Raw genomic sequence first — 13357 nt, forward strand, 5'->3', positions numbered from 1 at the left:
GTGGCAGGACGGATCAACGACGACGACGTGAAGGCGGTACGGGACGCGGTCCCGATCGACGCCGTGGTCTCCGAGTACCTCCAGCTCCGCAACGCCGGCGGCGGCAACCTCAAGGGCCTCTGCCCCTTCCACGACGAGAAGTCCCCGTCCTTCCAGGTCAGCCCGAGCAAGGGTTTCTACCACTGCTTCGGCTGCCAGGCGGGCGGGGACACCCTCGACTTCATCATGAAGATCGACCACCTCTCCTTCTCGGAGGCGGTCGAGCGGCTGGCCGGCCAGGCCGGCATCACCCTGCGGTACGAGGAGGGCGGCTACACCGCCGGCACCAGCGGCCGCGGCGAGCGCATCCGCCTGGTCGAGGCCCACAAGGCGGCGGCCCTCTTCTACGCGGAGCAGCTCGGCGGGGCCGAGGCGGAGATCGGCCGCCGCTTCCTGGCGGAGCGCGGCTTCGACCAGGCGGCGGCCGAGCACTTCAGCGTGGGCTACAGCCCGGCCGGATGGGACCACCTGACCCGGTTCCTGCGCGGCAAGGGCTTCAGCGACAAGGAGCTGATCCTCTCCGGACTGGCCCAGGACAGCCGCAGCGGCAAGCCCATCGACCGCTTCCGCGGCCGCCTCATGTGGCCCATCCGCGACATCAGCGGCGAGGTCGTCGGCTTCGGCGCGCGCAAGCTGCGCGACGACGACAACGGGCCGAAGTACCTGAACACCCCCGAGACGGCGATCTACAAGAAGTCCCAGGTCCTCTACGGCATCGACCTGGCCAAGAAGGAGATCGCAAAGACCTCCCGGGCCGTGGTCGTCGAGGGCTACACCGACGTCATGGCCTGCCACCTGGCCGGGGTCACCACCGCGATCGCCACCTGTGGCACCGCCTTCGGCGGGGACCACATCAAGATCCTCCGGCGGCTGCTGATGGACAACGCGACCGCCGAGGTGATCTTCACGTTCGACGGGGACGCGGCCGGGCAGAAGGCGGCGCTGCGCGCGTTCGAGGACGACCAGAAGTTCGCCGCGGAGACCTCCATCACCATCGCCCCCGGCGGCATGGACCCCTGCGACCTGCGCCTCGCGCAGGGCGACGCGGCCGTGTCCGGGCTGGTGGAGGCCCGCACCCCGCTGTTCGAGTTCGCCCTGCGGCACATCGTGGCCCGGCACAACCTGGAGAACCCGGCGGGGCGGGCGGCCGCGCTGGCCGAGGCCGCGCCGGTCGTCGCCAGCATCAAGGACCTCTCGATCCAGCACGAGTCGGCGGTCCAGCTCGCCGGGATGCTGGGCATCCTCGACGAGCAGTTCGTCGTCAAGCGGGTCGCACAGCTGGCCCGCTGGGCCCGCGAGCGCGGCAACCAGCCGCAGCAGCAGGGCCGGGCCCGCCAGCAGGAGCCGGCCCCGGCGCCGCCGTCGCCGAACGGCGGCGGACCCGCGCTGAACCTGCGCAGCCCGGCCCACCGCACCGAGCGCGAGCTCCTCAAGCTGGCGCTCCAGCGCCCGGCCCTGGTCTCGCCCGCCTTCGACGCGTACGGGATCGACGAGTTCACCGCCCCGCCGTACGCGGCGGTCCGCCAGGCCATCCAGGACGCCGGCGGCGCCGCGCAGGGCACCGACGACTACCTGGCCCGGGTGCGCGAGGCCGCTCCGAACGACACCGTCCGCGCGATGGTCACGGAGCTGGCGGTGGAGGCCATCCACGCCAAGACGGTGGACGAGATCTACGCGGGCGTCCAGCTCGTCCAGGTCCGCCTGCGCGCCGTCGACCGCCGGGTCCTGGAGATCCAGGGCGCGCTGACCCGGCTGAGCCCGCAGGCCCCGCCGGAGCAGCACGCGGCGATCCAGCAGGAGCTGTGGGTCCTCCAGCAGTACGGCCGGCGCCTGCGCAACCGCGGCGCCGAGGGACTCTAGGCTGTTTCGCCCCTGTTGCGGCGGTGCCAGTCGCCGCCGGGGATCTCGGTGCCCGAACGCGCGAGGCGGGCGGCCAGCGGAGCGGCGGCCAGGTAGACCCAGGCGAGGACGCGGACGCCGTCGGGGCGCACGGCCGGCCGGGCGAGCCGGTCGTAGAGGTTGTCCGGACGGCCCGGGCCGCGGTACTCCTCCAGCCGGTCCAGCGCGGCCAGCAGATCCCCGTACGCCTCCGGCGCCGCGGTGATCAGCTCCCCGGCCACGGCGGAACCGGGCCGCTCGACCGCGTACGGGTACCCGGGGCCCTCGTAGAGCACCGCGCCGGGCAGCGACGCGGGCTCCTCGGCCGCCGTGCGTCCGCGCAGGAACAGGTCGTGGTTGACCTCCCCCGGCCGCAGCGTCCCGTACACGAAGAACGGCAGCACGACTGATTCCGGCCGTTCGACCGATGTCACAGGGCCCTCCCCTCGACTACGACTGACGGTGCGCGGCCCGGGCCCAAGGTCCCGTCTTCGCCGCGCACGCCCACCGTACGCACCGCTGTTACACGATCTCCCGGCCCCCGTGACCCCTCGCGGCTACCGTCGGGAGCCGACCCCTCCCCCACCCCACGGTTCCCTCCTCCATGACGCGATCACTCCGCCTTTCCACCGCCGCCCTGCTGCTGGGCGCCCTCGCGCCGGCCCTCGGCGGCTGCGCCTCGCCCGACGGGCTCGCCACGGGCGAGCCGGTGGCTCCGGTGTCCCCCCAGCCGCTGCCGCAGACGCTCTGGCCCGCCTGGGCCGAGGCCTCACCCCCGGGCACGGGCGCCGCCACCGGTACCCGCGCGCCCGCGCCGTCGCCGCTGCCGAACGGGCCGGAGGTCGGCGCGGAGGGCCTCGGGGCGGTGAACGAGCTGGACGTCGTACGGGCGGACAAGCGGATGAGGCAGTTCCTGGGCCCGGGGAAGATCAACGCTCCCGGGCGGCCCGGGATCCGCCCGCCCGTGCTCCTCGACGTGACCGGCGACGGGAAGAAGGAGCTGCTGATCGCCGCCGACACCGAGACGGGCCGCACCGTGCTGAGCGTCTACACCGCCGAGGGCACCCGGATCGTCCCCGTCCTCTTCACCATCGGACGGGGGATGGCCGCCGAGTCCCTCGGCCGGGACCTGCTGGTCCGCACCGCGGCCGACGACGGCTCCGAGCAGGCCGTCCGCTACCGCTGGGACGGCGAACGGATGACGGTGGTCAGCGACGAGCGCCGCTACGCCAAGGACCCCGCGGCGCCGGGGCCCGACGGCGCCTCCGCCGCCGGCGAGCGGTCCTCCCGGTGAGGGCCCCGCTCCACCGCGGCCGCGCGCGGATCCGGGCCCTCGGGCTGCGCTGGAAGATCGCCGTCCTGCTGGCGGTCGGCTGCTCGCTGGTCGCGGTCACCATCGGGGTCCTGATCCACGAGGCGCGGATGCGGCAGATCGCCGACGCGGCCCGCAAGAGCGCGACCGAGCAGCTGGTCCGCGTACGGCAGGTGTACGAGCTCACCGGCCGGCTCGACTACGACAAGGTCGGGGAGGCCCATGCCCGCATCGACTGCCCCGGCACCCCGGCGCCGCTGCGCGCGGCGGCGCTGGCGGGACGGCGGACCACCTACCTGGAGCTGGCCGGACCGGATCCGGCGGTGTGGGCGGCGCGGCCGGTCGGCGGCGGGCAGGTCCTGACGGTGCGGCACTCGCTCGCCGCCGAGCAGGCCGAACTGGCGGAGCTGGACGGCACGCTGATCGCCTCCGGGGCCGGGGTGGTGGCCCTCTCGGCGGTCGGCGGGGCCCTGATGGCGAGCCGGCTCAGCAAGGACATGCGGTCGGCCGCCGAGACGGCGCGGCGGATCAGCGCGGGCGACCTGGATGCCCGGATCGGCTTCACGGCGGTGCCCGGGAACCGCAACGAGGTGGACGAGCTGGCCTCGGCGGTCGACACCATGGCGGCCAGCCTGCAACGCCGGCTGGAGGCCGAGCAGCGGTTCACGGCGGACGTGGCGCACGAACTGCGGACCCCGCTGACGGGGCTGCACACGGCGGCCGAGCTGCTGCCGCCCGGGCGGCCGACGGAGCTGGTGCGGGACCGGATCGGGGCGCTGCGGACGCTGACGGAGGACCTGCTGGAGGTGGCGCGGCTGGACGCGGAGCGGGAGGAGGCGCGGCTGGAGGAGCACCGGCTGGGGTCGCTGGTCGCCTCCATCACCCGGCGCTCGGGAGTGGCGGCGGAGCTCGTCGGCGCGTCCGGCGAGGGCGGCGGTGCGCTGGTGCGGACCGATGCCCGGCGGCTGGAGCGGATCCTGACGAACCTGCTGCAGAACGCCCGGCGGCACGGGGCGGAGCCGGTCACGGTGACGGTGTCCGGCGCCTCGGTGACGGTACGGGACCACGGCCCGGGCTTCCCGGGGAGCCTGCTGCGGGAGGGGCCGAGCCGGTTCAGGACGGGGACGGCGGAGCGCGGCCAGGGCACGGGGCTCGGTCTGACGATCGCCTTCGGGCAGGCTCAGGTGATCGGCGCCGTCGTGACCCTCTCGAACCCGGCGCCCTCGGGCGCGGCCGCCTCGGTGGCCCTGCCGCGGGCCTGACGGCGGGGGGACCTCCCGTCACCCGGACGGGGAGGGGGGTCCCGGATGGCCTCACACTGCCTCTGACCTGCGTCTGCATCCTCCGGAGGGGCACTGCGGGATCGATCTGACGCTCCATCAGCAGGCGCGCGGCGGGTGCGCCGGTTTTCCTCGAGACACGACCCCGTGCCCCCAGGAGTGAGTCATGCGCCGCAGCACCGCCCACGTGCTCACCGCCACCGCGCTGACGGCGGTCGCCTTCGCCGGCCCGGTGGCCGCAGCGGTGGCCGCCGCGGACCTCGGCATGGCCCCGTTCGCCCCCGGGGACTTCGCCGTGCTGGAGATCTGGCCGAAGTCCGCCGCCCCGGGCACCACGGTCACGGTGAACACCAAGGCCTGCGGACCCGGCAGCCGGGCCGAGGGCGATGCCAGCACGGTCGGCGGCGGCCGCTTCAAGCTGGTCCCGGGCACCCACAAGGAAGTGGTCGAGGGCCAGTTCCGGGTCGAGCACGGGCTGAAGCCCGGCACCTACGGCATCGGTGCGACCTGCGCGAACGGCAAGTTCGCCACCGGCGACCTGGTCGTCGGCGAGCACGGCCCCCAGGGCCGCGTGCAGTCCGGGGTGGGTGGTGGCACGACGACCGCCACCGACCCCGCCACGATCACGGCGGGAGCGGCCGCACTGGCCGCGGCCGCCGTCGGCGGTACCTGGCTCCTGCGTCGCCGGGCGAGCGGCACGCGGAGCTGACGGGCGCCCACCGCGGCTCCGGCCGCGGTCCGACCGGTACCGCCCCCCGTCGCCCGCCCCGCGAGGTCCCCCCCGTTCGCGGGGCCGGGCGACGGCCAGTCCCACGAACGGCGAGGCAGACCCGAACGGCGAGGTGAGGGGGTACGCATGCACCGCGGCTTCCGGGTCCCGCACGGACACCCCGCGGCCGGAGCGGCCCCGGGCGCCCTGCGCGGCCCCGCCGGACTCGTCGCGATCGTCGCCGTCATCGGCATCTGGCTCGTGACCAGCGGCTCCCGCGAGCCGGTCGGGCCGCCGCTGCCCTCCGCCGCCGAGGCGCTGAGCGCGGGGGCCCGCTACCCGGGGGCCATCGCCCCCCTCACCGGCTCCCCGCCCAGCCGGATCCGGATCCCCTCGATCCGCGTCGACGCCCCGCTCACCGGGCTCGGCCTCGACCGCGACGGCGGCCTCGAAGTGCCCCCGCCGACCCGGCGCGAGCTCGCGGGCTGGTACCGCGACGGGACCACGCCCGGCGCGACGGGCACCGCGGTCATCGCGGGCCACGTCGACGACGCCAGCGGCCCGGCCGTCTTCTACCACCTGGGCGCGCTGCGCCGGGGCGCCCAGATCGAGATCGCCCGCGCGGACGGACATACGGCCGTGTTCACGGTCCACGCGGTCGAGGTCTACGACGCCAAGGCCTTCCCGGACGCGCGCGTGTACGGCCCCGCGCCGCGCGCCGAGCTCCGGGTGATCACCTGCGGCGGCGGGTTCTCCCCTCGGACCGGCTACCAGGGCAACGTGGTCGTCTTCGCCCACCTCACGGGGACGTACTGAGGCCCTCGCGGGCCGTCGCGGGACGGCACCGCGCGTCAGAGCCGCGGGCGGGCGGCGGCCCCGTCATCCCCACTGTTCGAAGCCCAGCTTGATCACGAGCGCGCCGACCACCGTCAGCAGCACGCCCCGGACGAAGCCGCTGCCCTTCCTGAGGGCCATCCCGGCGCCGATCATGCCCCCGGCCAGGTTGAAGAGCGCCATCAGCGCGGCCAGCTGCCACAGCACCATCCCCTGGTACGCGAACATCGCGAGCGCCCCGGCGTTCGTGCACACGTTGACGATCTTGGCGGTGGCGGAGGCGGTGACCAGGTCGAGGTGGAGCAGTGCGGTGAGGGCCAGCACCAGGAAGGTGCCGGTGCCGGGCCCGATCAGGCCGTCGTAGAAGCCGATGCCGAGACCGGCGAGGCCGATGGCGAGCAGCACCCGCTGCCGGGAGACGGGCGTGGTGGAGGGTGCGGCGCCGAAGCCCGGCTTGAAGATGACCACGGCGGCCACCACCACCAGCACCCCCATGATCAGCGGCCGTAGCGCGTCCTTGCTGATCCCGCCCGCGAGCGCGGCCCCGCCCATTGATCCGGCGAGCGCGGCCAGACCGATCCGGACGGCGAGCTTCACGTCCACCGGGGCCTTGCGGGCGAAGGTCACGGCGGCCCCGGTGGTGCCGACGATGGCCACCGCCTTGTTGGTGCCGAGCACGGTGGCGGGGTGGGCGTGCGGCAGGCCGAGCAGCAGGGCGGGCAGGAGCAGCAGTCCGCCGCCGCCGACCACCGCGTCGATCCAGCCGGCGGCGGCTGCGGCGACGCACAGCACGATGATCATGGTCAGTGATATGTCAGGCACGGGCCGACCCTATGGATCGGATCCATGCAGGAGCCATCAATCGCCGGAAACTTGCGCAAAGGTTGAGCTTTGCCTGGCGGGCACCCGGTCCGGGGCCGCCGGAACGGCCGGCTCCACCAGCGCCGTCAGGGCGGTGGCCACCAGCACGCAGGTCAGCCCCAGCCCGGCCGCGAGCCGCCGCGCGGGCGGTACGCGGGCCGGCGCGGCCACCCCGGCCCGCAGGGCGGAGTCCCGGCGGGGCCGGCGGTGCCGGGCGGCGGGGCGGCCGGCGGCGCGGGGCCCCGGCGGGGTCACGGGCACGGCTACGTGCAGGGGGTGGCGCATGACGCGGGAGCCTCTCGGAACGGACGGCGGGGAGCGGGAAGGGGGGCGGGAAGGGGCTCGGGAAGGGGCTCGGGAACGCGCGGCTCAGAAGGTGAAGCACTCGGTGTGGACGCGCCCGGCCGGCACCCCGGCCCGCAGCAGCGCGCCCCGCGTGGCCTGCGTCATCCCGGGCGGCCCGCACAGATACACGTCGTGCTCCGCCAGGTCCGGCACCAGCGCGGCCAGCGCCCGCGGGGCCAGCGGGTCATAGGCCCCGTCGGACGGCCCGAGCAGGTAGTGCAGGCCGGCCTGCCGCCCGGCGGCGATGGCCTCCAGCTCGGCCCGCAGCACGAGTTGGTCCTCCGCCCCGGCCCGGTAGAGCAGGGTGATCTCCCCGGGCCCGCCGGGCAGCGTCTCGAACAGGGCCCGCATCGGGGTGATCCCGAGCCCGCCCGCGATCAGCAGCACCTTGGGCCGCGTCCGCCGGGCGGCGGTGAGCGCCCCGAACGGCCCGGTGGCGAGGACACGCGTTCCGGGGCGCAGCCGCCGGATCCGGCGGGAGTGTCCGCCGATCCCCTTGACGGTGATCCGCAGGGCGGTGCCGCGCACCGGCGCCGACAGCGAGAAGGGCAGCGCCGTGTACCAGAGCCGCCGGGTCAGGAAGCGCCAGCGCAGGAACTGGCCGGGCTCGGCGCGCAGTTCCGCGAGGTGCTGCCCGTGCACGACGACGGAGACCACACCGGGCCCCTCCACCCGCACCTCGGCCACCCGCAGCGCGTGCCGCAGGGCCTGCCGTACGGGGACCACGGCCCGGTACCAGACCAGCGGCACGCCGACGGCGGCGTGGGCCAGGGCCCAGAACCAGGCGGCGGCCGCCAGATCGGGCCCGGCGAGCTGGTGGCCGAAGGCGAGGGCGGCGGCGAGGTACACGGCCAGGTGCACCCCGCGCCAGGTTTCGTGCGCGACCCGGCGGCGTACGGCCCGGGCGGAGCTCACGCCGACCACGCCCAGCAGGACGGTCCCGGCCGCGGCGGCCGCGAGCCACGGATAGCCGAGCAGGTCCCGTACGGCGGTGAGCAGGTCGGCCCCCTCGTGGACGGCGTAGCCGAGCAGGGCCAGGAGGCCGTGGCCGAAGCAGAGCAGGAGCACGTGGCGGCCGCCCAGCGCGTGCCAGCGGGCGAGCCGGCCGGCGCCGACGCCGTGCTCCACGGCGGGCACCCGGGCCATCAGGAACAGCAGCACGAGGATCCCGTACCCGGCGAGCAGCCCGGTCAGGTGCGCGGCGGTGGCGAACAGCGCGTCGAGCCGGGCCGAGGGGCGCACCTGGGCCGCCCAGAGCAGGACGACCAGCCCCGCCCCGCCCAGCACCCCGCCCTTGACCCGCACCGCCGCATCTCCCATGGCGCCCACGCTAAGCGGGCCGGGCGCCCTCCCCGTGGTCCTTAAGACGGCCTTGAGGGAGGCCTCACCGACCCTTAATCCCGGCGCTGAGGACGGCGTTCCGTCCGGGTAACAGCGGTGGCGCGGCGGGGAAACAGCGGGCGCCCAGGCTCGGGAACACGACGTCCCGTTCCGCCCTCTCGCCGACGACGGAGGCCCCTGACATGACCGAGCGCCTGCCCGCGATCGTACTGATCGGCCACGGCATGGTCGGCCAGCGCTACCTGGAGGCCCTCGCCGAGCGCGGCGCCACCGCGACCCACCGCGTCACGGTGCTCGCCGAGGAGCCCCGGCCGGCCTACGACCGCGTACGCCTCACCTCGTACTTCTCCGGCAGCACCCCCGACGCCCTGTCCCTCACCCCGGACGGGTTCATGGAGCGCCACGGCATCGCGCTGCACCTCGGCGACCCCGCCGAGAGCATCGACCGGGACGCCCGTACGGTCACCTCCCGCTCCGGGCGGGTGTTCCCGTACGACGTGCTCGTCCTGGCGACCGGCAGCGCCCCCTTCGTGCCGCCCGTCCCCGGGCGGGACGCGCCCGGCTGCTTCGTGTACCGCACGGTCGAGGACCTCCTCGCGATCGAGGCCTACGCGAAGACCCGCACGAGCGGGGCCGTCGTCGGCGGCGGGCTGCTCGGTCTGGAGGCGGCCGGCGCGCTGAAGGGGCTCGGACTGGACACGCGCGTGGTGGAGTTCGCGCCGCGCCTGATGCCCGTCCAGGTCGACGAGGGCGGCGGCGCGGCCCTGCTGCGCACCGTCGAGTCGATGGGGCTGACCGTGCACACCGGCGTCGCCACCGAGGAGGTACTGACCGGGGAGGACGGCCGCGTCAGCGGCATGCGGCTCTCGGACGGCTCGGCCGTCGAGGCGGACCTCGTCGTCTTCTCCGCCGGGATCCGCCCCCGCGACGCGCTGGCCCGCGCCTGCGGGCTGGCCGTCGGCGAGCGCGGCGGGATCGTCGTCGACGCCCGCTGCCGCACCGGCGACCCGCGCGTCTACGCCGTCGGCGAATGCGCCCAGGCGGCCGACGGCCGCGTCTACGGGCTGGTCGCGCCCGGCTACGAGATGGCCGAGACGGCCGCAGAGGACCTGCTCGGCCGCGCGAAGGAGTTCACCGGGGCCGACCCGTCCACCAAGCTCAAACTGCTCGGCGTGGACGTGGCCTCCTTCGGCGACGCGCACGGCACGGCGCCCGGCAGCCTGGCCGTCGTCTGGTCCGACTCCCGCTCGGGCGTCTACAAGAAGCTCGTGGTCTCCCCCGAGGGGGTCCTGCTCGGCGGGGTGCTGGTCGGCGACGCCGAGGCGTACGGGCTGCTGCGCCCGCTCACCGGCAGCGTGCCGCCGGTCGCCCCCGAGCAGCTGGTACTGCCCGCCGGGCTCGGACCCGCGACCGGACTGGGCCCGTCCGCGCTCCCCGACTCGGCGGTGGTCTGCTCCTGCCACAACGTCACCAAGAAGGCGGTCACCGCCTGCGCGACCCTGCCCGAGGTCAAGCGGTGCACCCGGGCGGGCACCGGCTGCGGCGGCTGCCTGAAGGTGATCGGCCAGCTGCTGCCGGCCCCCGCCGAGCAGGGGCTGTGCGGCTGCTTCCCGCACGGCCGGGCCGAGCTCTACGAGATCGTCCGGACCCGGCGCCTGACCTCGTACCGGGAGATCCTGGACGCCCACGGCCGCGCGGAGGCCCGCGGCGGCGACGGCTGCGAGGTCTGCAAGCCCGCGGTCGCCTCGGTGATCGCCTCCCTCGCCGCCTCCCTCGGCGCGAGCGGCTACGTCCTCGACGGGGAGCAGGCCGCCCTCCAGGACACCAACGACCACTTCCTGGCCAACCTCCAGCGCAACGGCTCGTACTCGGTCGTGCCGCGCATCCCGGGCGGGGAGATCACCCCGGACAAGCTGATCGTGATCGGCGAGGTGGCCCGCGACTTCGGCCTCTACACGAAGATCACCGGCGGCCAGCGCATCGACCTCTTCGGCGCCCGCGTCGACCAGCTGCCCGGCATCTGGTCCCGGCTCGTCGACGCCGGGTTCGAGTCCGGGCACGCGTACGGCAAGGCCCTGCGGACGGTGAAGTCCTGCGTGGGGAGCACCTGGTGCCGCTACGGGGTCCAGGACAGCGTCCGCATGGCCATCGACCTGGAGCTGCGCTACCGGGGCCTGCGCGCCCCGCACAAACTGAAGTCGGCGGTGTCCGGCTGCGCCCGCGAATGCGCGGAGGCGCAGAGCAAGGACTTCGGCGTCATCGCGACGGCGAGCGGCTGGAACCTCTACGTCGGCGGCAACGGCGGCGCGGTCCCGCGCCACGCGGACCTGCTCGCCCAGGACCTGTCGGACGCCGAACTGGTGCGGCTCATCGACCGGTTCCTGATGTTCTACATCCGCACCGCCGACCGGCTGGAGCGGACCTCCACCTGGCTGGAGCGGCTGGAGGGGGGCCTGGACCACCTGCGGGACGTGATCGTGCACGACTCCCTCGGGCTGTGCGCGGAGCTGGAGGCGCTGATGGCCGGGCACGTGGCGCACTACCGCGACGAGTGGGCGCAGACGCTCCGGGACCCCGAGCGGTTGCGGCGCTTCGTGTCCTTCGTGAACGCGCCCGGCGCCCCCGACCCGACGGTGCGGTTCGTCCCCGAACGCGACCAGGTCAAGCCCGATCTGGCCGTCCTGACGATCGGAGGGGTCCGATGACCTTGGAATTGAAGGTGGCGGAGGGCTGGCTGACGGTGTGCGAGCTGTCCGCGCTCACCCCGGGGCGGGGCGTCGCCGCCCTGCTGCCCGACGGGAGCCAGGCGGCGGTGTTCCTCGACCGGGCCGGGCGCCCGTACGCGATCGGCAACCGCGACCCCTTCACCGGGGCCCAGGTCCTCTCGCGGGGGCTGCTGGGGCGGGCGGCGGGGAAGGCGTTCGTGGCCTCGCCGCTGCTGAAGCAGCGCTTCGACCTGGAGTCGGGGCGCTGCCTGGACGACGGGGAGGTGGCGGTCCGGACGTATCCGGTGCGGACCGCCGCGACCTCGTAGGAGAAGCGGCCGGGCCGGCCTCGCGGGCCGGCTTCGCGGTCGGCCTCGCGGGACCGTCAGCCCTGGACCATCGACGGGTCCATCCACATGATCTCCCAGGTGTGGCCGTCGAGGTCGTCGAAGGCCCGGCCGTACATGACGCCGTGGTCCTGGGCCGGACGGGGCTCACTGGCCCCGGCCGCCAAGGCCCCGTCGACCAGCGCGTCGACCGCGGTGCGGCTCTCGGCGCTCAGGCAGAGCAGGACCTCGGAGGTGGTGGTGGCGTCGGCGATGGCCTTGTGGGTGAAGTCCTTGTAGCGGGCCTCGGTGAGGAACATGGCGACGATGCTGTCGGTGATGGGCATGGAGGCGCAGTTCTCGTCGGTGAACTGGGCGTTGAAGGAGTAACCGAGCTTGCCCCAGAAGGACTTGGTCGCTTCGAGGTCCTTCACGGGCAGGTTGACGAAGATCATGGTGGTCATCTCGGTGTCTCTTCTCTCGCGTGGGCTGTCGAGGGGTAGACCGGGGCCCGCCCCCGGACTCATCGCTCCCCCGGGAAATTTTTTCCCGGGGGTGCGCGGGCCCGGACCCGCCGCCCTCAGGACGCCACGGCGCCGCCCTTGAGGAGGGCCGCGCCCAGCGGGGTCACCGTGTGCAGGACGGCGTTGCCGTGGCGCAGGGTGGTGACCAGGCCCGCCTCGCGCATCACGCAGGCGTGCTGGCTCGCCGAGGCCAGGGAGACCCCGGCCCGGCGGGCCAGTTCGCTGGTGGTGGCCCCGTCGCCGATCGCCCGCAGCACCACGGAACGGGTGTGGCCCACCAGTTTGCCGAGGGTGCGCTGGCGCTGCTCCTCCGCCGGCCGGGCGGCCTCCCCGCCCGCCGACGCCGACGCCAGCTGGGCCGCGGCCGGATAGACCAGCACGGGCGGCAGCTCCGGATCGTGCAGGGTGACCGCGGTACGGCGGCAGAAGAAGGACGGCTGGAGCAGCAGCCCGCGCCCGCGCAGCCGTACGTCGCGGTCCACCGGGTACTCGCATTCGAGCACCGGCGCCCGCCAGCGCAGCATCGGCGGCAGCGAGGCGAGCAGTTCGTCGGCGCCGCCGTCGAGCAGGGCCCGGCCGCGCGCGGCCCGTTCGGCCTCGATCTGGGCCTGGATGTGGGTCCAGTACGGCTCCACGGCGGCCCGGTGGTACCCGCGCAGCTCCGCCAGCAGCCGCGGCAGGTGCTTGGTGCCGCCGTCGATGAACTCCCGCAGCCGGGAGGGCGGCGGGGTCCCGAAGGCCGCGCCGAAGCCCGTACCGGAGCCGGATCCCACGAGGGACAGCTCGCGCCGCAGCCGCTCGGAGCGCAGCCCGCGCAGGGCGTCGAGGCCGACGTCCCACCCGTACTGCCCCTCGGCGGGCGTCAGGAAATCCGGGAAATAGCCGCGCGCGGGTATGAGCGCGCCGAGCAGCCTTGTTTCACCATTCAACCGGCTCCGGGTTTCCGTACGCCATTCACCGAACAACCGGGCATCACGCCGGTCTCTTAAGCGGTGAAAACTAAGAATCGTTTCCCACAACGCATCGGGACGCCCTGCCATCCGTACGCGTGCCAGGTCCACTCCAGTGAAATGGATACGAAGCACCGAACCCCCAGCTGTGCAACCGCAATCCCCCCGCCCCATGAGTATGCATGCCGTCACACGTGGTCACCACGCCCTTTCGGCCACAGTTGAAACCCCTTTCGGCAGGGACGTGACAAGC

Annotated in this window: 13 protein-coding genes; 7 read left to right on the forward strand and 6 right to left on the reverse strand. The window is 74.6% G+C overall.

The window, feature by feature from the left end; translation table 11 throughout:
• Positions 1–1899, forward strand: coding sequence for a DNA primase (gene dnaG / locus ACFYYT_RS08550; RefSeq protein ID WP_351819171.1), 1899 nt, complete (start codon positions 1–3; stop codon positions 1897–1899).
• Here the strand turns inward: dnaG and ACFYYT_RS08555 are convergent.
• Entirely contained in the window at positions 1896–2351 is a 456-nt protein-coding gene (locus ACFYYT_RS08555; protein WP_351819168.1) for a gamma-glutamylcyclotransferase family protein, read from the reverse strand. The genes dnaG and ACFYYT_RS08555 overlap by 4 nt on opposite strands.
• 170 nt (positions 2352–2521) lie before the next feature.
• Here ACFYYT_RS08555 and ACFYYT_RS08560 point away from each other — a divergent pair, with 170 nt between their 5' ends.
• The 4 genes from ACFYYT_RS08560 to ACFYYT_RS08575 all read left to right on the forward strand — a co-directional run bounded on the left by ACFYYT_RS08560 (position 2522) and on the right by ACFYYT_RS08575 (position 6034).
• On the forward strand, positions 2522–3211 hold the full coding sequence (locus tag ACFYYT_RS08560; protein WP_351819165.1) for a hypothetical protein: 690 nt from the start codon (positions 2522–2524) through the stop codon (positions 3209–3211).
• Positions 3208–4491, forward strand: coding sequence for a HAMP domain-containing sensor histidine kinase (locus ACFYYT_RS08565; protein WP_351819162.1), 1284 nt, complete (start codon positions 3208–3210; stop codon positions 4489–4491). Before ACFYYT_RS08560 ends, ACFYYT_RS08565 begins: the two co-directional genes overlap by 4 nt.
• Positions 4492–4675: 184 nt before the next feature.
• Positions 4676–5218 (forward strand): hypothetical protein, encoded by a 543-nt coding sequence (locus ACFYYT_RS08570; RefSeq protein ID WP_351819160.1) that lies wholly within the window; start codon positions 4676–4678, stop codon positions 5216–5218.
• 147 nt (positions 5219–5365) lie between these two features.
• Positions 5366–6034 carry a class F sortase gene (locus tag ACFYYT_RS08575; RefSeq protein WP_351819158.1) on the forward strand — a complete coding sequence of 223 codons (669 nt, stop codon included), beginning with the start codon at positions 5366–5368 and terminating at the stop codon, positions 6032–6034.
• Between the two features lie 63 nt (positions 6035–6097).
• Here the strand turns inward: ACFYYT_RS08575 and ACFYYT_RS08580 are convergent, their stop codons facing one another.
• The 3 genes from ACFYYT_RS08580 to ACFYYT_RS08590 all read right to left on the reverse strand — a co-directional run bounded on the left by ACFYYT_RS08580 (position 6098) and on the right by ACFYYT_RS08590 (position 8578).
• Positions 6098–6874 carry a TSUP family transporter gene (locus ACFYYT_RS08580; RefSeq protein ID WP_351819156.1) on the reverse strand — a complete coding sequence of 259 codons (777 nt, stop codon included), beginning with the start codon at positions 6872–6874 and terminating at the stop codon, positions 6098–6100.
• A gap of 36 nt (positions 6875–6910) precedes the next feature.
• Positions 6911–7198 carry a hypothetical protein gene (locus ACFYYT_RS08585; protein WP_351819153.1) on the reverse strand — a complete coding sequence of 96 codons (288 nt, stop codon included), beginning with the start codon at positions 7196–7198 and terminating at the stop codon, positions 6911–6913.
• Between the two features lie 84 nt (positions 7199–7282).
• Positions 7283–8578, reverse strand: a complete 1296-nt coding sequence (locus ACFYYT_RS08590; protein ID WP_351819150.1) for a ferredoxin reductase family protein — start codon at positions 8576–8578, stop codon at positions 7283–7285.
• 203 nt (positions 8579–8781) lie between these two features.
• Between ACFYYT_RS08590 and nirB the strand changes: the two genes are divergently transcribed.
• Both nirB and nirD read left to right on the forward strand, forming a co-directional pair.
• Entirely contained in the window at positions 8782–11304 is a 2523-nt protein-coding gene (nirB, locus tag ACFYYT_RS08595; protein WP_351819147.1) for a nitrite reductase large subunit NirB, read from the forward strand.
• Positions 11301–11633: a nitrite reductase small subunit NirD gene (gene nirD, locus ACFYYT_RS08600; protein WP_351819145.1), complete on the forward strand. Its 333-nt coding sequence runs from the start codon at positions 11301–11303 to the stop codon at positions 11631–11633. The genes nirB and nirD overlap by 4 nt, the downstream gene beginning before the upstream one ends.
• 56 nt (positions 11634–11689) lie before the next feature.
• Here nirD and ACFYYT_RS08605 read toward each other — a convergent pair whose 3' ends face one another.
• Positions 11690–12094 (reverse strand): VOC family protein, encoded by a 405-nt coding sequence (locus ACFYYT_RS08605; RefSeq protein WP_351819142.1) that lies wholly within the window; start codon positions 12092–12094, stop codon positions 11690–11692.
• A gap of 116 nt (positions 12095–12210) precedes the next feature.
• The gene (locus tag ACFYYT_RS08610; RefSeq protein WP_351819140.1) at positions 12211–13239 is read right to left on the reverse strand and encodes a winged helix-turn-helix domain-containing protein; all 1029 of its coding nucleotides are present in this window, start codon (positions 13237–13239) and stop codon (positions 12211–12213) included.
• Positions 13240–13357 lie beyond the last annotated feature (118 nt).

This window comes from Streptomyces sp. NPDC002032, from assembly GCF_042890765.1.
GTDB lineage: Bacteria > Actinomycetota > Actinomycetes > Streptomycetales > Streptomycetaceae > Streptomyces.